Origin of the sequence: Niallia sp. Sow4_A1 (assembly GCF_052116745.1) — a bacterium.
GTDB lineage: Bacteria > Bacillota > Bacilli > Bacillales > Cytobacillaceae > Niallia > Niallia hominis.
In genome coordinates, this window is the sequence record NZ_JBQKKM010000027.1 from 19,686 (window position 1) to 39,001 (window position 19,316).

Annotated in this window: 17 protein-coding genes; 12 read left to right on the forward strand and 5 right to left on the reverse strand. The window is 34.5% G+C overall.

What is annotated here, in order from left to right; translation table 11 throughout:
• Window positions 1–226: 226 nt before the first annotated feature.
• The 7 genes from ACTQ5K_RS15285 to argH all read left to right on the forward strand — a co-directional run bounded on the left by ACTQ5K_RS15285 (window position 227) and on the right by argH (window position 8,219).
• Window positions 227–1,417, forward strand: a complete 1,191-nt coding sequence (locus tag ACTQ5K_RS15285) for an acetate kinase (protein WP_031534942.1) — start codon at window positions 227–229, stop codon at window positions 1,415–1,417.
• Between the two features lie 194 nt (window positions 1,418–1,611).
• The gene (locus ACTQ5K_RS15290; RefSeq protein ID WP_441131617.1) at window positions 1,612–2,430 is read left to right on the forward strand and encodes an EcsC family protein; all 819 of its coding nucleotides are present in this window, start codon (window positions 1,612–1,614) and stop codon (window positions 2,428–2,430) included.
• The gene (locus ACTQ5K_RS15295; RefSeq protein WP_441994041.1) at window positions 2,431–3,255 is read left to right on the forward strand and encodes a UvrD-helicase domain-containing protein; all 825 of its coding nucleotides are present in this window, start codon (window positions 2,431–2,433) and stop codon (window positions 3,253–3,255) included.
• The gene (locus ACTQ5K_RS15300) at window positions 3,243–4,748 is read left to right on the forward strand and encodes a HelD family protein (RefSeq protein ID WP_441994042.1); all 1,506 of its coding nucleotides are present in this window, start codon (window positions 3,243–3,245) and stop codon (window positions 4,746–4,748) included. The genes ACTQ5K_RS15295 and ACTQ5K_RS15300 overlap by 13 nt, the downstream gene beginning before the upstream one ends.
• 18 nt (window positions 4,749–4,766) lie before the next feature.
• Window positions 4,767–5,273 carry a MogA/MoaB family molybdenum cofactor biosynthesis protein gene (locus tag ACTQ5K_RS15305; protein WP_441131619.1) on the forward strand — a complete coding sequence of 169 codons (507 nt, stop codon included), beginning with the start codon at window positions 4,767–4,769 and terminating at the stop codon, window positions 5,271–5,273.
• Window positions 5,274–5,622: 349 nt separating this feature from the next.
• Window positions 5,623–6,831, forward strand: a complete 1,209-nt coding sequence (locus tag ACTQ5K_RS15310; protein WP_031534933.1) for an argininosuccinate synthase — start codon at window positions 5,623–5,625, stop codon at window positions 6,829–6,831.
• Window positions 6,828–8,219 (forward strand): argininosuccinate lyase, encoded by a 1,392-nt coding sequence (gene argH / locus ACTQ5K_RS15315; protein ID WP_284561501.1) that lies wholly within the window; start codon window positions 6,828–6,830, stop codon window positions 8,217–8,219. Before ACTQ5K_RS15310 ends, argH begins: the two co-directional genes overlap by 4 nt.
• A gap of 260 nt (window positions 8,220–8,479) precedes the next feature.
• Here the strand turns inward: argH and ACTQ5K_RS15320 are convergent, their stop codons facing one another.
• Window positions 8,480–8,920, reverse strand: a complete 441-nt coding sequence (locus ACTQ5K_RS15320) for a universal stress protein (RefSeq protein WP_031534929.1) — start codon at window positions 8,918–8,920, stop codon at window positions 8,480–8,482.
• A gap of 110 nt (window positions 8,921–9,030) precedes the next feature.
• Between ACTQ5K_RS15320 and ACTQ5K_RS15325 the strand changes: the two genes are divergently transcribed.
• Window positions 9,031–9,177, forward strand: a complete 147-nt coding sequence (locus tag ACTQ5K_RS15325; protein WP_284561500.1) for a hypothetical protein — start codon at window positions 9,031–9,033, stop codon at window positions 9,175–9,177.
• Window positions 9,178–9,321: 144 nt separating this feature from the next.
• Here the strand turns inward: ACTQ5K_RS15325 and ACTQ5K_RS15330 are convergent, their stop codons facing one another.
• Together ACTQ5K_RS15330 and ACTQ5K_RS15335 are read right to left on the reverse strand one after the other, a co-directional pair.
• Window positions 9,322–9,936: a cupin domain-containing protein gene (locus ACTQ5K_RS15330; protein WP_284561499.1), complete on the reverse strand. Its 615-nt coding sequence runs from the start codon at window positions 9,934–9,936 to the stop codon at window positions 9,322–9,324.
• A 204-nt stretch (window positions 9,937–10,140) separates the two neighbouring features.
• Window positions 10,141–11,241, reverse strand: a complete 1,101-nt coding sequence (locus tag ACTQ5K_RS15335) for a M24 family metallopeptidase (RefSeq protein WP_284561498.1) — start codon at window positions 11,239–11,241, stop codon at window positions 10,141–10,143.
• Between the two features lie 246 nt (window positions 11,242–11,487).
• Here ACTQ5K_RS15335 and ACTQ5K_RS15340 point away from each other — a divergent pair, with 246 nt between their 5' ends.
• From ACTQ5K_RS15340 to ACTQ5K_RS15350, 3 genes are all read left to right on the forward strand, one after another.
• Complete coding sequence (locus ACTQ5K_RS15340; protein ID WP_284561497.1) at window positions 11,488–11,733, forward strand: hypothetical protein; 246 nt, start codon at window positions 11,488–11,490, stop codon at window positions 11,731–11,733.
• 370 nt (window positions 11,734–12,103) lie between these two features.
• Window positions 12,104–13,423 (forward strand): CBS domain-containing protein, encoded by a 1,320-nt coding sequence (locus tag ACTQ5K_RS15345; RefSeq protein ID WP_031534921.1) that lies wholly within the window; start codon window positions 12,104–12,106, stop codon window positions 13,421–13,423.
• Window positions 13,424–13,438: 15 nt separating this feature from the next.
• Window positions 13,439–14,371, forward strand: coding sequence for a DHH family phosphoesterase (locus tag ACTQ5K_RS15350; protein WP_284561238.1), 933 nt, complete (start codon window positions 13,439–13,441; stop codon window positions 14,369–14,371).
• A gap of 154 nt (window positions 14,372–14,525) precedes the next feature.
• Here ACTQ5K_RS15350 and ytrI read toward each other — a convergent pair whose 3' ends face one another.
• Together ytrI and ACTQ5K_RS15360 are read right to left on the reverse strand one after the other, a co-directional pair.
• Window positions 14,526–15,035, reverse strand: a complete 510-nt coding sequence (gene ytrI / locus ACTQ5K_RS15355; protein WP_284561239.1) for a sporulation membrane protein YtrI — start codon at window positions 15,033–15,035, stop codon at window positions 14,526–14,528.
• A gap of 1 nt (window position 15,036) precedes the next feature.
• Window positions 15,037–15,369, reverse strand: a complete 333-nt coding sequence (locus ACTQ5K_RS15360) for a YtrH family sporulation protein (RefSeq protein WP_284561240.1) — start codon at window positions 15,367–15,369, stop codon at window positions 15,037–15,039.
• Between the two features lie 535 nt (window positions 15,370–15,904).
• On the opposite strand from ACTQ5K_RS15360, the gene dnaE reads away from it, so the two are divergent.
• Window positions 15,905–19,267, forward strand: a complete 3,363-nt coding sequence (dnaE, locus tag ACTQ5K_RS15365) for a DNA polymerase III subunit alpha (RefSeq protein ID WP_441994043.1) — start codon at window positions 15,905–15,907, stop codon at window positions 19,265–19,267.
• The last annotated feature ends 49 nt before the right edge of the window (window positions 19,268–19,316 follow it).

Below are 19,316 nucleotides of genomic sequence, written 5' to 3' on the forward strand. Positions count from 1 at the left end.
TCTATTATATAGTAGGAAATCGACAAAAATTTGTCTTTTTTTTGAAATATCGACGAAAATCCAAAAAAAAATGAATAACTAGGCATAATGTGCTTGAAATGTTTCTAGTAGAATGTTTTAATGAAAAACTGAAAGAAGTAAATCTTGTCTGTTGTATGATTCGATCTGTTCAATGTCAGACAAAGTAAATAAAAAGTTGTTATACAAAAGGGGAGTAAAACATTTTATGGCAAAAATTATTGCGATTAATGCTGGTAGTTCTTCATTAAAGTTTCAATTATTCGAAATGCCAAGTGAAGAAGTAATTACAAAAGGTTTAATAGAGCGCATTGGATTAAATGATGGAGTATTCAATATTAATTTTAATGGCGAAAAAATCAAAGAAATATCTGATATCCCAAATCATGAAGTAGCGGTAACAATTCTATTATCAAAATTAACAGACCTTGGAATTGTTGCATCGTTTGATGAAATCGATGGAATTGGACATCGGGTATTACATGGTGGGGAAGAGTATGCTGATTCTGTTTTAATCACAGAGGAAGTAATGGTTAAACTTGATGCTTTATGCGAATTAGGACCATTACACCAACCAGCAAACTTAACTTGTATTCGTGCATTCCAACATGTATTACCAAATGTGCCAGCTATAGCAGTATTTGATACAGCGTTCCATCAAACAATGCCGGAAAAATCTTATTTATACAGCCTTCCATATGAATATTATGAGCAATACGGAATTCGTAAATATGGTTTCCATGGAACAAGCCATAAATATGTGTCACAACGTGCGGCAGAATTATTAGGTCGTCCAATTGAACAACTACGTTTAATTTCTTGTCACTTAGGAAATGGGGCTAGTATTGCGGCTATTGAAGGTGGGAAATCTGTTGATACTTCTATGGGATTCACTCCACTTGCAGGTGTAACAATGGGAACACGTTCAGGTAATATTGACCCGGCGTTAATTCCATTTATTATGGAAAAAACGGATCAATCTGCTGAGGAAGTAATCCAAGTATTAAATAAAAAGAGTGGCCTTTTAGGGATTTCTGGTTTCTCAAGTGATTTACGTGATATTACAGAACAAGCACAAGCTGGAAATGACCGTGCTGAACTAGCTTTACAAATCTTTGCAGATACCATCCATAAATACATCGGATCTTATGCTTCTGGCATGAATGGTGTAGATGCAATCATCTTCACAGCTGGTATCGGTGAAAACAGCGAAATCGTTCGTGCTAGAGTCCTTCAAGGTCTTGAATTTATGGGCGTTTACTGGGATCCAACATTAAACAAAATTTCTGGGGAAGAGTCATTCATTAACTACCCTCACTCTCCAGTAAAAGTAATGGTTATCCCAACAAATGAAGAAGTAATGATTGCAAGAGACGTTTGCAGATTAGCTGGTATCTAAGTTAACTAAATAAAAAATCTTGTTTGTATCATTATTAATTAAAAGGCAATCTACTCGTAGAACAATATACGAGGTAGATTGTCTTTTTCCTGTATGAAAAAAAGGAATCCAATTTGAAATAACAAAAATATTGTCTTTCCTTAGATTCTTTTAGTAAAATAAGGAATGATTCGTTATGAAACTGGGGGGATTACATGCTATCGAAAGCAGAAAACTTTTATTTGGATAAAATAGAGCAATGGGAAAATGAATTAATCAACCAGCGACCAAATAAACTCTTTTATATTTATTCCGATTATATTAATGCCAGTTTATCCTATATTCCAGATATGCATAAACAAATAATATTACAATCACTTGATAACATCCTATTTCATCTTCATGCCATCTTATTTAATTCCACCTTTCAACGAAATACCGCACAAAAATTAATGCATCAGGCAAGAGTGCATAATGAATCCATCTTCACATTAAAAGACATGAAAAAATTAAATATTGACCAATTACATGCAATTGCAAATAAACAAATGGCAAATTATAGAATACTTGCTTCCGCTCAAGGAGCATTAGCATCGAAGCATACAGGATTTCTATTGGGAGATTTTCTTTCCATGGTTATTATCAATCTTCGCTCTGTACAGGTTCTAGCTTCAATATATGGGAGACCAGCAGATAGTCCGAATGAAATTATGACTACATTGAAAGTATTCTGTGCAGGATGCTTGCCATATCCTTACCGAGTGCAAGCTTGGGATGAATTAATGATTGAGCAGGAGAAGGAACAACATGTTTTCTTTTATAATGGAAACGATGAAATTGTCCAAGAAAAGATGTTGCATACGTTAATGACAGAGCTAATAAAGCTTTGTTTTCTTCAGTTTTATAAAGGGTCCCTTACCGGAGCTGTAATTGGGACTGCGGCAAACTATCGATTTACGAGAAATATTACAGAATTAGCACATCATTATTATCAAAAATGCTATTTATTAAGTAAACGGAAAGAGAATGGATAAATGGAGAAAGGAATAAACATGGAAGATTACTCATTAGATGAACTGGAACAGGAAAAAAGTAGACTTGAATACACAAAAAACTACATGAATATCGTCTTAAAAGAGGCTCAAATTAATCAAGGTGCATTACAGGAAACCGTAAGAGATGCTATTAGTAATGAAGAAGCTCTTGATAGTAGTTTAAGTTATATCAATTATTTAACAAACAGTAAGTTTTTACAGCTAGCAACAACAGAGTTAAATATTTTGAAACGGATTTTAGATGCACCATATTTTGCACGGATTGATTATCAAATGAAGGGCAAATCACAAAAAGATGTTTATTATTTAGGGAAGACCTCTTTGTACGAAAAAGATACGCAAAAACCAATTATAGTAGACTGGCGTTCCCCGATTGCGAATGTTTATTATGATGGACGTCTTGGAGAAGTTGCTTACGAAGTTAATGAAGAAACAATCGAAGGGGATTTATCCTTAAAAAGACAGTTTAAAATCGAAAAAGGAAAATTGCTTCATTTTCAGGATATTGACCTAACAACAACGGATGAGTTATTACAGCAATCACTTGCCGGAAAAGCTGATCAGCGTCTAACTGAAATTATATCCACTATCCAGGCAGAACAAAATGAAATCATTCGGGCGGATTTAAACCGGCCGATTATAGTGCAGGGAGCTGCAGGTAGTGGGAAAACGACTATTGCCTTACACCGAATATCTTACTTTATATATAACTATGCTCGATACTTTCAACCAGAGCAGCTAATGATTATTGCGCCAAATAATATGTTTATAGGATATATAGAGCAGAGGCATTGCCAGACTTAGGCGTAGAGAAGATACGCCAAACGACTTTTCTGGACTATGTCCTATTATGCATTGGGAAAAAAATGAAAGTAATCCAGTCCAATAAAAAACTTCTATCTTTTATTAATCATGAGAATAAACAAGAAGAAATGATCAAGTGGCTTTCTCGTTATAAAGGTTCTTTAGCTTATAAAAAAGTAATGGATAATTATCTGATTGATATTTGCAATGAAATGAGCCCAAAGCAAGAGTTCCGTGTGGAAAAATTCCCTTTATATGGGGCAAAAAAATTAGAACGATTATTTAAGAAGGAATATGATTACCTTCCCTTAATCAAACGGAAAGAGAAAATAAAGGGGATATTGCAAGCAGATTTAAAGCGGAAAAAGAAAGTGATTTTAAGTAAGCTAGAAGATAAATATGAAGATGCATTGGATCGTGCTTTACGGATTAAAGAGGATGATAAGCGAAAAGAGAGGGTAGTCTATTTTTTGGATACAAAGCAAGAACGATTAGCCAATGTCAAAAAAGAAGCTTCGACTGCCGTTAGAAACTATATGAAAACGATGCAGACAAATGATTTATATGGATACTATAGCCGATTATTTTCTGATAAGGAGCTCCTTCGAAAATATACAGAGGATGCCTTAACAGAAAGGCAATTGGATTATATGATTGCCTTTCAGCAGCGGATATTGAAGCAAAAGAAAGTAGAGATCGAGGATCTTGGGGCATTATTTTATTTGCAATATAAAATCTTTGGTATTGATAAAGAATATCGCGCTAAGAATATCGTGATAGATGAAGTACAGGATTATAGCGAATTTCAATTATATGCCCTAAAAGCAGGATTGGAGACTGATATGTTTACCCTCGTTGGAGATTTAGCACAAGGCATTCATTCGTATCGAGGGTTACAAAACTGGAATACACTGCAGCAAGCTGTATTTCCACGAGCTAATTATATGACCTTGCAAAAAAGCTATCGTACTACAATCGAAATTATGTTTTTGGCAAATGAAATTCTGCATTTACTAGATGAAGATTTACCAAAGGTGAAACCTGTTGTACGTCATGGAGAAAAACCAACTGTTCATTTGTATGAGCATAAAGAAGCTTTAGTAGATAAAATAGTTCAATTAGCAAAGGGTTTACAGGATGAAGATTTTCACTCTATTGCTATCATTGGCAAAACAGAAGCAGAGTGTAAGACTATATTCAAAGAAATGCAAAACAGAAAAATTCCAAATGTTCAATTCTTACGAGAAAATGAAGAGTTAGAAAAAAATTATTTGATCATTGTATCAAGCTATCTTTCAAAGGGATTAGAATTTGATGCAGTATTTCTTTTCACCCTAAGCGAGAGTTTTACACAAGAAGAAATAGATTTAAAGCTATTATATGTAGCAATGACAAGACCAATGCACCGACTTCATTTATTTACTAGGGAAAAATCAGATTTATTATTGGATAAAGTGGATGAGCAGCATTATACAGTAGAGATAAACAGATAGAATTAAAGGGAGGAAGGTATGAATAAACAAACACATATCAACGATCATTACTGGCAAGTGGGCTGTAAAGTGATAACGGTTAGTGATACAAGAACAACCGAAACCGATAAGAGTGGCAAACTGATGATTGAATTATTAGAACAAGATAATCACTCAATAGAAGACTACATTATTATTAATGATGATAAACAACGAATTCAACAGGAAATAGTTAAAGGAGTACAATCAGAGAAAATTGATTGTATCCTTCTCAACGGAGGTACGGGCATTTCTCCAAGAGATGTGACAGTTGAAGCGATAAAGCCACTTCTGACAAAAGAATTGTATGGATTTGGAGAACTTTTTCGCATGCTAAGCTACACAGAAGATATCGGCTCTAGTGCCATTTTATCAAGAGCAATTGCTGGTACCATCCATAATAAGGTCGTTTTTTCAACTCCCGGATCAACTGGGGCAGTACGCCTTGCGATGAAGAAGCTAGTTCTTCCAGAATTAAGCCATGTAGTAAGTGAATTGCATAAGTAATGGATGAGTAAGGTCAGCAACCTCTTATATAAGAGGTTGCTGACCTTTTTTTGTTTGAATAAAGATATATCTTTCATTGTAAATAAAAGTATCTATACTTCTAATGAGAAAATGTATAAATTCATGCATAAATTATAGACTTCGAGATAGAAGGATTTAAAATGATTTAGCTGTACAATGAGATAAATTAGGATGACAAAGAAATGGGTATGTATAAAAATGAAATAATTTATATTTTTATAAAAATTCTATTGAAATTATTAGAAAAAGTTGTTAAAGTGATACATATAGTTTTTGAATAAAAATATAAATAAATGAATATTTATTCGCATATAGGAGGAATTAGGTAATGGCAAATCCAAAAGTTGTTTTAGCATATTCAGGTGGATTAGATACATCTGTCGCAATAAAGTGGTTACAAGATCAAGGTTATGATGTAGTAGCTTGCTGCTTAGATGTTGGGGAAGGAAAAGATTTAAACTTTATTCAACAAAAAGCATTGTCAGTTGGGGCTGTTCAATCTTATGTAATTGATGCAAAAGAAGAATTCGCACAGGATTTTGCACTTACTGCTATGCAGGCACATACCCTTTATGAAGGGAAATATCCACTAGTTTCTGCATTATCAAGACCTTTAATATCGAAAAAATTAGTAGAAGTGGCCGAAAAGGAAAATGCTGTCGCAGTCGCACATGGATGTACGGGAAAAGGAAATGACCAAGTGCGTTTTGAAGTATCGATTCAAGCATTAAACCCAAATTTAAAAGTACTAGCCCCTGTTCGTGAATGGGGATGGTCTCGTGAAGAAGAAATTGCCTATGCAAAAGATAAAAATATTCCGATACCTGTTAACTTAGATAGTCCATTTTCTATTGACCAAAATCTATGGGGAAGAAGCAATGAATGTGGTATTCTAGAAGATCCTTGGGCTGCTCCTCCAGAAGAGGCATATGATTTAACGGTTAGTCTTGAAAATGCACCTAATCAAGCAGATGTTATTGAAATTGAATTTAAAGAAGGTGTTCCAGTTAGCATTGATGGCATCTCTTATTCCCTTTCTGAGCTAATCCTTCAGCTTAACAAAATTGCTGGAAAACATGGTGTTGGTAGAATAGATCATGTAGAAAATAGATTAGTAGGAATTAAATCTAGAGAAGTGTATGAATGTCCAGGTGCTTTGACACTTATTAAAGCACATAAAGAATTAGAGGATATCACACTTGTCAAAGAAGTAGCGCATTTTAAACCAGTAATTGAAAAGAAAATTACAGAAGTTATTTATGAAGGACTTTGGTTCTCTCCAATAACAAAAGCTTTACAAGCGTTCTTGCAAGAAACACAGAAAAATGTTACGGGAACTGTTCGTGTGAAATTATTTAAAGGACATGCGATAGTAGAAGGAAGAAAATCACCTAATTCTTTATATGATGAAAAACTTGCTACGTATACTTCAGACGATGAGTTTGATCATGCAGCAGCAGTAGGTTTCATTAAACTTTGGGGACTTCCAACAAAGGTTCAAAGCATTGTGGAAAATGGCAAGAAGGTGACTGTGTGAAGAAATTATGGGGAGGCAGATTTACAAAATCTGCGGAGGAATGGGTGGATGAATTTGGTGCCTCCATTTCCTTTGATCAAGAACTAGTATTAGAAGATATCGAAGGGAGCATAGCCCATGTGGCTATGCTCTCTAAAACAGGAATATTGCCTGTTGAAGATGCGGAAAAAATTAAAGATGGTTTGCTAACACTAAAAAAACAAGCAGAAAATGATGAATTAACGTTTTCTGTAAAACTAGAAGATATTCATCTTAATTTAGAAAGTCAGTTAACGGATTTAATTGGTCCTGTTGGTGGAAAGCTACATACTGGAAGAAGTAGAAATGACCAGGTAGCTACAGATATGCATCTTTATTTACGAAGACAAGTGAAATTAATCATTCAATTATTAAATGAATTGCAGGTTGCTCTTTTAGAAAAGGCAGAAAATCACATCGAAACAGTAATGCCTGGCTATACACATCTTCAACGTGCACAGCCTATTTCTTTTGCACATCATTTAATGGCGTATTTTTGGATGTTTGAAAGAGATAAACAAAGATATCAGGAAAATTTGGCAAGAATCAATCTGTCTCCACTAGGTGCAGGTGCTCTAGCAGGAACAACTTTTCCTATTGATCGTGTATATAGTGCTGATTTACTTGGATTTGATTCCATTTATGAAAATAGCATGGATGCAGTAAGTGATCGTGATTTTATCCTAGAATTTCTGTCAACTAGCTCTATTTTAATGATGCATCTTTCCCGTTTTAGTGAAGAAATTATCCTTTGGTCTTCTCAAGAATTTAAATTTATTGAATTGGACGATAGTTTTTCGACGGGAAGTAGTATCATGCCGCAAAAGAAAAATCCGGATATGGCCGAATTAATCAGAGGAAAAACGGGACGGGTTTATGGTAACTTAATGGGATTATTAACTGTACTGAAAGGACTACCTCTTTCCTATAATAAAGACATGCAGGAAGACAAAGAGGGAATGTTTGATACAGTAAAAACAGTTGTCGGCTCGTTGCGTATTTTTGCAGGGATGATTCAAACAATGAAGGTTAATGAACAAGGAATGGAAAAGGCAACAAAAAATGACTTTTCGAATGCAACGGAACTAGCTGATTATTTATCAGATAAAGGGATGCCATTTAGAGAAGCACATGAAGTAGTGGGAAAATTGGTTTTGTATTGTGTGAATAAAAATTGCTATTTACAGGATTTAAGTATAAATGAGTTAAAAGAGGCAAGCAGCTTATTTGAAGATGATATTTACCATGTCCTAAATCCAAGAACAGCAGTAGAAAGACGAAATAGTGCGGGAGGAACTGGATTTAAACAAATCGAGAAAGCAATCGAAAAGGCAAAGCTTTGCATTTTAGAAAAAGAAGAAGTGAAGTAATAATTTGTTTGCAAAGTGAAAAGAATATTCTATTTGAATGCAACTTTGCAATCGAATAGAATATTCCTTTTTACCGTTCGAAAGGATATGCATTTTAAAGGATATTTGACGTTTAGTGTAAATACCTGTGAGCTGAGCGATGGTGCCTCTTGCCACAATCCATTCCCTATAATAAGTATCCTTATCTTTTCTCTTGATTGCTGTATGCTAGAAAGGGGCCGTATAGCCCTGTGCATTTGCTATTATACTTAATTTTTCACTTAACTATTTCGCACAATTAGCACATCACAAGGTGCGTTTCTTGTTATTCCTTCCGAAACACTTCCAATGATAAATCTCTCAACTGCATTTAATCCAGTTGCTCCACAAACAATTAAATCTGCTTCGTATTTTTTTGCAACCTCTCGTGGAACTACTGCTCTTGGTGATCCGAATTCAATTGCTTTTACTACATGTTGTATTCCTTCAGCTGTTGCTTCGGTTACATATTTATCTAATAACTCATTTGCGAATTCATCTGATTTCGCTGCAATGGACTGATCATATGCAGCCACTGTTGCGAACGATCTTGTATCAATAACGTGAGCAATGACAAGCCTAGAGTTATTTTCTTTCGCGATTGAAATCGCTTTCTTCATTGCTTTGTCTGCTTCTTCTGAACCATCTACTGCCACAATAATGTTTTGATAGTTTACGTTCATAAGCGTTCACTCCTTTATTTAATCTACTTCTATTATATACCCATTTCATGCATAAGTTTAACTTTTCAATCAGATAATAGATAAGAAATTAAGGAAAGAAGGAATAGAAAATGGATAAACTAAACGGAAGTACCAACCATGATTTTCAATTTGATGAAAAAGGAAGAGAAGAAGTAACCGCACAAGTAATGGAATCCTATAATGATGGTGCTATTGATGCTTTCTTGGATCCTGAAAAGAAACAGAGTCGAAAGTGAACTTTCATAGTGAGTGAAAGAACAAATAGACTGAACAAATGGTGTTCAGTCTATTTTATTGCTAGGTGTAATTTCCTTCGATTAATCAGATTTAATGGAGCAGTAGAAATTGCACAGATTTAATCAAGGGTATGGATTCTATTATTAATAATATCTTGGGAATTGGTAAGGATGTTGATAAGTTGGCTGGGGAGGATAAGTGTGAGCTGGGTAATTGTCCCTTTGACTACTTCTGTTAATCGATGGACCGAGAATGGTTGTTTGATTAATAGGCGAGATAGTAGATTTCCATTTATTTACGTCCATGGAATAAGTATGAGCCATTATTTCGGGTGGTGTTAGACGAAGTAAATCAGAGCCAAAGATAGCTTCAGGTGTAGGTGCGTCAAATATAGCTAAAAGATGAGTATTATTTGTATTCGCTATCTCATAATGCCACCATCCTTGAGGAACATTCGCGACTTGACCTGCTGTAATTGTATAGTTTTGGATTTCCTTCGAAAATGGATTTAATAGCGACACCGTTGCAGAACCAGAAATACAATAAACGAGTTCAGCAGCATTTTGATGTACATGTGGTTCCACTACTATATCTTTACTTAAATAAATATCTAGTAATGATACATTTTCCAATGAATTTAATTGTTGCTCTCCTAAGACATTAATATAGTTGTAATTATCTCTTTTAAAAAAATTGCTCTTATTTACATCATAAGTAAATGATGTTTTTGGATCTGTATAATCCATATATTTCACCATTCTATTTACCCTTCTTCCCCTTAAAGTCTAGGTATTTTATGATGTATTTTTTAAATAAGTGCAAGTACCGCATCTAAATGGAGACAGATTATAGAAAATTCGTATGATAGAAGAGTAACGATGAAATAGAATGAAAGGTAAAGAAGGGTGTTCCATAAGGAAATAATTAGCTATTCCTTATGGAACATGAAGGTTTGTTATAGCTTATGAGATTACTTGAAGCTCTTTAGGAAATTTCGTTAATATTTCCACAACTTCTTTTGTAACGTAGACATCATCCTCAATTCGAACTCCTGCAACATTAGGAACGTAAATTCCAGGTTCAATTGTATAAACCATGCCTTCTTGTAGTAACAAGGGATTTGTTTCCGTTAAGGAAGGGAATTCATGAACACTAATACCTAATCCGTGACCTAAACGATGTGGGAAAAATTCTCCGTACCCTGCATTTCTAATTGTGTTACGTGCAACTTGGTCAATGGTTGCACATGAAACTCCAGCCTTAGATACTTCAATTGCGGCAAGCTGTGCTTTTAAAACTGTGTCATAGATGTCCTTTTGTTTTTCGCTAATATCTCCATATGCAACAGTTCTAGTAATGTCTGAACAGTAACCATCCACAACTACCCCTAAGTCAAATAAAACTAAATCCCCTTTTTTTATTTGAGTTTCTCCAGGATTACCGTGAGGAGAAGCACCATTTATACCGGTAAGTACCATAGTAGAAAAGGACATTTTGCCGATCCCCTTTTTCTTTAATTCATATTCAATACTTGCGAGAATCTCCATCTCTGATTTACCTTCCGCAATTTCATTACAGCCAACTTCTATAGCATAATCCGCCCATTTACAAGCTTCTTTTATTTTTGCTAGTTCATCAGCAGTTTTAATCATACGTAAGGTATTAATTTTTTCTTCGGCAGAAACATATGATTGGATAGTAGGGAAAGAAGTCTGCAGTGCGTGATATCTAGCAACATTCATATGATCCATCTCAAGAGCTACTTTATTTCTACTGCTTGTTCGAGCTTCAACCATAGTTTGAATGGTTTCCCAAGGATTGTCGGTATCACTATATCCGATGATGTCATGATCCCAACCAGCGTTTTTCGCATCATTTTTTTCCATAGAAGGACAAACCAATATGGGATCTTTTTCTGGGAACACAATCAAAGCCAATAATCTTTCATGTGGGTCACTATAAAATCCGCTAAAATAAAAAATATTATCTGTTGATGTGAGAAAAGTGAAATCAATTTCTTCTTGCTTCATCCAATTCGCTAAAGACTCTAATTTTTGTTCCAATTAAACCAACCTCCGTGTTTCTTAAAAAATATAGGATTCGTTATTCTTACGTTTTATCCGTAGGACTAGGTGAATGCATTCCTTATCTTATAAGAGTAACAACTAAAATCAAGCATGTAAATATTGAGCTTCCCTAAATTTTTTCAGATCGTTATGCTAATTATTGTTAGTATAATAATTTGCTGATTTTTAAATACTTTTTTAACCCTTGTCCGCATAGTATGGAAACAAGGAGGTTTTACGACTATGAATAAAAATAGATATTTATTATGTATCTTATTGTGTGGAGTCTTTTTATACTATGGCATGCCAAGACTTTCCCCATTTTCCGAAGGAGCAGAAGGAATATTCTCGATTACTTGGCTAGCCTTTGCCTTGATGGTGATAGCAGGAAATTTAACTGCATTACTATATACTCCCAAAAAATCAAGAATAGTGAAAAAATCATCTAAAAAAGTACAGAAAAAGAAAAAAATATATTATTATCAATAAAGTGAAAAAAGCTAGTATGGTGAACCTTCTACTAGCTTTTGCTTTTTATAATAATTGTTGATTAAAGTAAAATCTTTCAATCCACACCATCCCCCCTTTAACTTCCATATATGTTGGAATGTTTTATACCGATTAGTCGAGAAGTCATTGAATACCCTAGTAGTTCACTCTATAATAAAGATATGTAAGCTTTTCAATAGTTGAATGATAATAATTTCAGATAAATAGAAAAAAAGGTATTAAAATGTCTAGTGCAAGTCGTTCTCGTCTAGCCTAAACTTCAAGAAGTTTCCTTTCCTTATCAAAAGAACAGGACTTTTTAAAGGTTAGATTGGATGCAATGCGCTGTTCTTAAAAAGAGGGTGGTAATTTGGCTACAAAACATGAGCAAATATTAAACTATATTGATGAATTACAAGTAGGAGAGAAAATCTCTGTCCGTCAAATCGCAAAAGCATTGAATGTAAGCGAAGGTACTGCTTATCGAGCAATTAAAGAGGCAGAAAATAAAGGATATGTAAGTACAATTGAAAGAGTCGGTACGATTAGAATTGAACGGAAAAAGAAAGAGAATATTGAGAAATTAACATACGCTGAAGTAGTAAATATTGTCGATGGACAAGTTCTTGGCGGAAGAGCTGGTTTACATAAAACATTGAACCGTTTTGTTATCGGAGCGATGAAATTAGATGCAATGATGCGTTACACGGGTGCTGGTAATCTTTTGATTATTGGGAATCGAGTCCGTGCACAGGAGCATGTTTTAAAAGCAGGAGCAGCGGTTTTAATAACGGGCGGATTTGATACAGAGGATCATGTGAAAAGATTAGCAGATGAATTGCAGCTGCCCATTATTTCAACAAGCTATGATACATTTACTGTTGCAGCAATGATAAATCGAGCAATCTATGATCAGCTAATAAAAAAAGAGATTGTTTTAGTGGAAGACATTTTAACGCCACTTAAAGATACAATCTATTTAAAGACAACAGATAATGTTGCATTGTGGCATCAATATAATAAAGACACTTTGCATGGACGCTTTCCAGTAGTTGATCAAAGCTTTAAAGTGCAAGGAATGATTACTTCTAAGGATATTATCGGAAAATCGATGGATATGACTATTGATAAAGTCATGACAAAGCATCCAATGACTGTTAGTGGGAAAACAAGTGTTGCTTCTTGTTCTCATATGATGGTATGGGAAGGTATCGAAGTACTACCTGTTGTAGATGAAGCAAATAAGCTAGAAGGAATCATAAGTCGACAAGATGTATTAAAGGCATTGCAAATGAACCAAAGGCAGCCTCAAATCGGGGAAACAATTGATGATATTGTAACAAAGCATGTATTGTTGGCAAAAGGGAAAAATAAGGGGGAAACTACCTTTTCCTGTGAAGTGACACCGCAAATGACAAATCATTTAGGCACTATCTCATACGGGGTTTTTACAACAATTGTATCAGAAGCAGCGAATAGAATACTAAGAGGTTTTAAAAAAGGGGATTTAGTTGTAGAAAATATGACAATCTATTTTATCAAGCCTGTTCAAATGGATAGTGTTATTGAAATTTCCCCAAAAATTCTAGAAGTTGGACGAAAATTTGGGAAGGTAGATGTGGAAGTATTTAACCATGGGATCCTTGTAGGAAAAGCGATGATGATGTGTCAATTAATTGACCGTCATTAAGGAAGGGAGAAATAAATGAAACAGCAAATACTAGATGCAATTAAAGTGTTTGATACAATCATTATTCATAGACATGTACGTCCAGATCCTGATGCATATGGATCTCAAGGGGGATTAGCTGAAATCATTAAAGCCTCTTTTCCGGAAAAAAACGTGTACACCGTAGGGAAAGAAGAAATCTCATTAAACTTTCTTAGAAGATTAGATGAGATTGATGATAGTACATTTAAAGATGCTTTAGTCATTGTATGTGATACAGCTAATCAAGAAAGAGTTTGTGACCAGCGATATCAAACAGGTAAAATGCTGATTAAGATAGATCATCATCCAAATGATGATGCATATGGGGATATTGCTTGGGTAGAGACTACAGCTAGTTCAACTAGCGAGTTGATTTATGAGCTTTATTTGTTTGGAAAAGATCAAGGATTAAAGATGAGTGATGAAGCTGCTAGGCTTCTTTATGCTGGAATTGTTGGAGATACAGGGAGATTTCTATATCCTAGCACATCAGAAAAAACATTTCATTATGCTGGAGAATTAATCAAGTATTCGTTTTCGCGTACAGATATATATGACCAAATGTACGAACTTGACCCTTCTATTGTAAAGCTGAGTGGATTTGTGCTCCAGAATTTTAATGTTCATGAAAATGGTGTTGCAAGCATGATGATTAACAAGGAGATACTAGATCAATTTCATGCTACTCCAGCACAGGCTTCTTTACTTGTTAGCAGTCTTGGAAGTGTAAAAGGTTTAAAAGCATGGGCCTTTTTCATAGAGGAGTCTGATCAAATACGAGTAAGGCTGCGTTCGAAAGGACCAGTTATTAATGGTATTGCAAAAAAGTATAATGGTGGAGGGCATCCTTTAGCTTCAGGTGCAACAATATATCATTGGGATGAAGTAGGTACAGTAATAAGAGATTTAGAGGAAGTTTGTAAATAAATTTTACTAGTAAAGAGGTGCTGTCTCATTTTTATGGAGCAGCACCTTATTTCAAAAGCTAAGTAAGTGTCGTTTTTTAGTGAACTATCTTCATTTACTTCATGAACGGAACAATTCTTTGGTAAGGAAAGGTTGCTCCTTCTCGTGCTGCTTTTTAATCGGCAAAGGTAACACTTAATTCAACATGAACTGTTGTATAGATAATCAACTCTGTTACTTTAAATTTATAGCGCTTCTTATCAGATTCTACTACTTTGTTTTCGATTGATTTTTTCAGTAATGCCCGACTTTTATATACCATATCAAGGTCTTTGGCAATAATGGTCGATAAATCTTCTTTCATCGCATCTTCCATCTCAAGGGCATTGAATGGCTTAATGTCATATTTTTCTTTATCTGTATTGTTTATTTTTACAACAATGCTTTCAACTGTCAGCTTTTCCTCGGTTGTTTTGTTTTGTGCAGCAAACTCCTCTTGCCAAATTTTCTTCTCTCTTTCTAAATCTTCAATGGTAGCTTTTTGTGTTTTAATTTCTGAACTATATCTTTCCTGCCATACGCCAAAAATAAAGACAAAAATGCACCAACTGATTATCCCGCCGATTACCATCCCGGCAAAAAAACGCTGCACTGCCTGATTTTTATAATATGGTGGAATTCTCATTTTAAATATACTCCTGCGTTATCCATTTTATAATCGTTATTCCAGTATGCGCGCCACCAAAAGCAGAGACAATTAATAAGATTTGCTTAAATAAATCCTTTGTTCCGGCATCATAAATTCCTTTTTCAATTGTATCAATCGCATCAAATGTACCACCAATTGCGGTGACGATTGCCCAGATTTTTATGATTCCAGATACACGGATGATTTCTGTGATGAGTGGTTTTCCTGTTAGAAATGCGGCGAGACCGCCTAAAAGTGCTCCACCTAATATAACGCCTAATGCAATAAAGTAACTTTCAATGAAGGTAGGGAAGAATGGCTGTTGGTTCATATGTTTACCCTCTCTATCTTTTTTAGTTTTGTCCATTGCTAAAAAGACCGCAAAGTTATTAGCAAGGACTAAAGATTGTTTGTCGTATTCATCACGCTTATTAGCAACACTTTTGAAAAATGGTAAAACCGTTATCTAGTATTCTTCTATTCTTATTACTATGGACAAACTATCAGTTTTATGAGTGTTTTTAACAACTTCCTTTTATATGTTTTAAAGGGGGGATGTTTGCATCGTTTTTTGATTATAAATCGTATCCCATTTCCTATAAATGCAATGGGAATATTTCTAAATACTCGGAAAGCTCCATAAAGAGAACATATTTTCTTTTTTTGCTGTGAACAACTATAATGAAAGGAAAAAGGTTTATTTCCCCAAACATTTTTAAGGGGAAAATGATATTTTTAAAAATTATCCTAAAAGGACGGTAACCGAAGATTTTCGGTTGAAATTCGTTCTTTTTAAAGGAATGAGCATAATAATATATTTTCTGTTAATAGGAAATTGAAAAATTTACAAGAAAAGTGGTGAATTTATGTCTTTTGTACATCTTCAGGTTTCTAGCGCATATAGTCTTTTATCTAGTACTCTTTCGATAAAAGAGTTGGTCAGCAATGCTAAATTGCAAGGGTATCATTCCATTGCTTTAACCGATCGAAATGTTATGTATGGTGCAGCTTCTTTCTATAAAGAAGCATGGAAGCAAGGAATAAAACCGATTATTGGACTAACAGTAGATGTAATAAGTGAAAGGGAAAAGGAAAATGCATATCCATTAATCTTATTAGCTAGAAATAGTCTTGGGTTTAAAAATTTATTAAAAATTACCAGTGCCATTCAAACAAAGAATCCACAAGGAATTCCGGTGAAGTGGCTAAAGCATTATGCAAAGGGCTTGATAGCCATTTCCCCAGGATTCGAGGGAGAAATGGAACAAAGTATTCTGAAGGATGATATGGAATCGGCACGAAATACATTATTGTTATGGAAGACTATTTTTGAACGTGGCCAATGCTTCTTATCGATCCAAAGACATGGTTTATCCATAGAGGAAACGTTCAATGAACAATTAAGGAAATTAGCTATCGAAGAAGAAGTGAAGCTTGTAGCAACAAATAATGTACTTTACCTAAAGGAAGAGGATCATTTTGCTTATGAATGCTTAAAGGCAATTAAAAATTCGGAAAAGCTATCAGATTTAGAGCAAAATGAATGGAATTCCAATCAGCATTATTTAAAAAATAAAGAAGAAATGATAGAACTATTTCATGATGTTCCAGAGATTCTTGAGAATACTTGGAATGTAGGAGAATCTTGCCAGATAGAGATGAAAGGTATACTTGCTACCTTGCCTAAATATACTGTACCTGCAGAAAAAAACGCACTAAGCTATTTAAAAGAATTATGTAATGCTGGATTAAATGAAAGATATCTAGAGCCTACTCCAGAACATAGAGCGCGGTTAGAATATGAACTTGGTATAATTGGAAAAATGAATTATAGCGACTATTTTTTAATTGTTTGGGATTTTATGAAGTACGCACGAGAAAATGGTGTTTTAACAGGTCCAGGGAGAGGATCGGCCGCTGGGTCAATCGTTGCCTATGTTTTACATATTACAGATGTAGATCCTATTAAGTATCAATTGCTTTTTGAAAGGTTTCTAAATCCGGAGAGAATTTCCATGCCTGATATCGATATTGATTTTCCGGATAATAAGCGTGAAAAAGTTATTTCATACGTGAAAAATAAATATGGAGAACTTCATGTTGCACAGATTATTACCTTTGGGACATTGGCAGCTAAAGCTGCTTTGCGAGATGTTGGCAGAGCGTTTGGTCTTTCTGTAAAAGAGTTGGATGAACTTTCAAGGATGATTCCATCCAAGTTAGGAATCAATCTTAAACAAAGCTATCAAGAATCAACCAGATTGCAGCAATTTGTTGCATCATCTCCTCGTAATAAAAAACTATTTGATACCGCTTGTAAAATTGAAGGGCTTCCAAGGCATACTTCTACTCATGCTGCTGGCGTAGTGCTTAGTCAGCAACCGCTTGTGGAAATTATTCCGATTCAAAGTGGGCATGAAGATATATACTTAACACAGTATAGCATGGAATATTTAGAAGAACTTGGTTTATTAAAAATGGACTTTCTCGGATTAAGAAATCTTTCTTTTATGGAATCCATTCTTGAAATGATTTACAAAACAACGAAGAAAAAAATTGATATTAGAAAAATACCGATTGATGATTCAGCTGTGTTCAGTCTTCTAAGTAAAGGGGAGACAACTGGGATATTTCAGTTGGAGTCAGAAGGAATGCGCAATGTGTTAAAAAGGCTACAGCCAACTGATTTTGAAGACATAGTAGCCGTTAATGCGCTTTATCGTCCAGGACCTATGGAAAATATTCCTCATTACATCAATAGAAAACATGGCAAAGAGTCGATTAACTATTATCATCCTGATTTAGAAGAAATATTAAGCAGCACATATGGAGTAATTGTTTATCAAGAGCAAATAATGCAAATTGCTTCTAAAATGGCTGGTTTTTCGCTAGGAGAGGCAGATTTGTTAAGACGAGCTGTGAGCAAGAAACAAAAAGATATTTTAGAACAAGAAAAGATTCATTTTGTAAAAGGTGCGGAAAGAAAAGGATATCACGAGAAAACGGCGAATGAAATATATGAGTTAATAGTACGATTTGCTAATTATGGTTTTAATAGGAGCCATGCAGTGGCATATAGTATGATTGCTTATCAGCTTGCTTATTTAAAGGCTAATTATCCCCTATATTTTATGGCTTCGTTACTGACATCGTCTATTGGAAATACAGGGAAAATACTTCAATATATCCAAGAATTAAAACAAATGAATATCGAAGTGGCTCCGCCATCCATTAATAAAAGTAATTACTTTTTCCGAGTCGAAAAGAACAAAATTCGTTATAGTTTAGTTGCGATAAAAGGAATTGGCGGAAACGTAATGAAAGAAATAATAAAGGCAAGAAATCAGAAAAAATTTGAGGATTTATTTGATTTTTGTATTCGTGTTTCTCCAAAGACGATAAATAGAAAAGTGATGGAAATGCTAATCTATTCAGGAAGCTTTGATGAATTTGGCGTAGACCGGGCTACACTGCTTGCTACCGTTGATGTTGCCATTCAGCATGCACAATTAGTACATCCAGAGGATACAGACCAAAATGATTTGTTTAGTGATGATGATTTCTTTTTTAAGCCGAAATATGTAGAAGTGGAGCCACTTAAAGTCGAGGATAAATTAACTTTAGAAAAAGATGCATTGGGTTTTTACTTGTCAGACCACCCTGTATCTATTTATAAACAGTATCAGACTCCTTTACAAACTACTCCCATTAATGAGTTAGAAACAGGGAAGAAACAAAGATGTATTGTATATATTACAGAATTGAATGCAATACGTACAAAAAAAGGCGAACCGATGGCTTTTATACAGTTAAGCGATCAAAGTGGTGACATTCAAGGCGTTATTTTTCCACTTGTCTTTAAAAAATATCATGAACTGCTAAAAATAGGTGATACAGTCTATATGGAAGGGAAATGTGAAGACAGAAATGGAACGAAACAACTAGTTATTCAAATGGTTGAATCGATTGGAACGATAGTCCAATCACTTCCAAAAAAAAATCATAAGCTATTTATTAAAGTGATGAGTGAGAAAAAAATGATTAACCAAAAAGCAAAGCTTCTTACGATTATTAGGAAATATCCAGGAATCACACCTGTTATTATTCATTATGAAGAAACAGGAAAAAATATAATTTTGAGCGAAGAATATAAAATTTCTCCAAGTAAGGAATGTATCGAAGAATTAACTGCACTGCTTGGTACTAATCAAGTTGTCTTAGCCGAATAAAACTTTACAACTTTTCAAAGATAGTATATTGTTTAATAAGCTAACTGGT

Excerpts from the sequence above, each read along its gene's own strand:
- ACTQ5K_RS15285 (WP_031534942.1), top strand. The coding sequence starts at position 227 with ATGGCAAAAATTATTGCGATTAATGCTGGTAGTTCTTCATTAAAGTTT.
- ACTQ5K_RS15290 (WP_441131617.1), top strand. The coding sequence starts at position 1,612 with ATGCTATCGAAAGCAGAAAACTTTTATTTGGATAAAATAGAGCAATGG.
- ACTQ5K_RS15295 (WP_441994041.1), top strand. The coding sequence starts at position 2,431 with ATGGAGAAAGGAATAAACATGGAAGATTACTCATTAGATGAACTGGAA.
- ACTQ5K_RS15305 (WP_441131619.1), top strand. The coding sequence starts at position 4,767 with ATGAATAAACAAACACATATCAACGATCATTACTGGCAAGTGGGCTGT.
- ACTQ5K_RS15310 (WP_031534933.1), top strand. The coding sequence starts at position 5,623 with ATGGCAAATCCAAAAGTTGTTTTAGCATATTCAGGTGGATTAGATACA.
- ACTQ5K_RS15320 (WP_031534929.1), bottom strand. The coding sequence starts at position 8,920 with ATGAACGTAAACTATCAAAACATTATTGTGGCAGTAGATGGTTCAGAA.
- ACTQ5K_RS15325 (WP_284561500.1), top strand. The coding sequence starts at position 9,031 with ATGGATAAACTAAACGGAAGTACCAACCATGATTTTCAATTTGATGAA.
- ACTQ5K_RS15330 (WP_284561499.1), bottom strand. The coding sequence starts at position 9,936 with ATGGTGAAATATATGGATTATACAGATCCAAAAACATCATTTACTTAT.
- ACTQ5K_RS15340 (WP_284561497.1), top strand. The coding sequence starts at position 11,488 with ATGAATAAAAATAGATATTTATTATGTATCTTATTGTGTGGAGTCTTT.
- ACTQ5K_RS15350 (WP_284561238.1), top strand. The coding sequence starts at position 13,439 with ATGAAACAGCAAATACTAGATGCAATTAAAGTGTTTGATACAATCATT.
- ytrI (WP_284561239.1), bottom strand. The coding sequence starts at position 15,035 with ATGAGAATTCCACCATATTATAAAAATCAGGCAGTGCAGCGTTTTTTT.
- ACTQ5K_RS15360 (WP_284561240.1), bottom strand. The coding sequence starts at position 15,369 with ATGAACCAACAGCCATTCTTCCCTACCTTCATTGAAAGTTACTTTATT.
- dnaE (WP_441994043.1), top strand. The coding sequence starts at position 15,905 with ATGTCTTTTGTACATCTTCAGGTTTCTAGCGCATATAGTCTTTTATCT.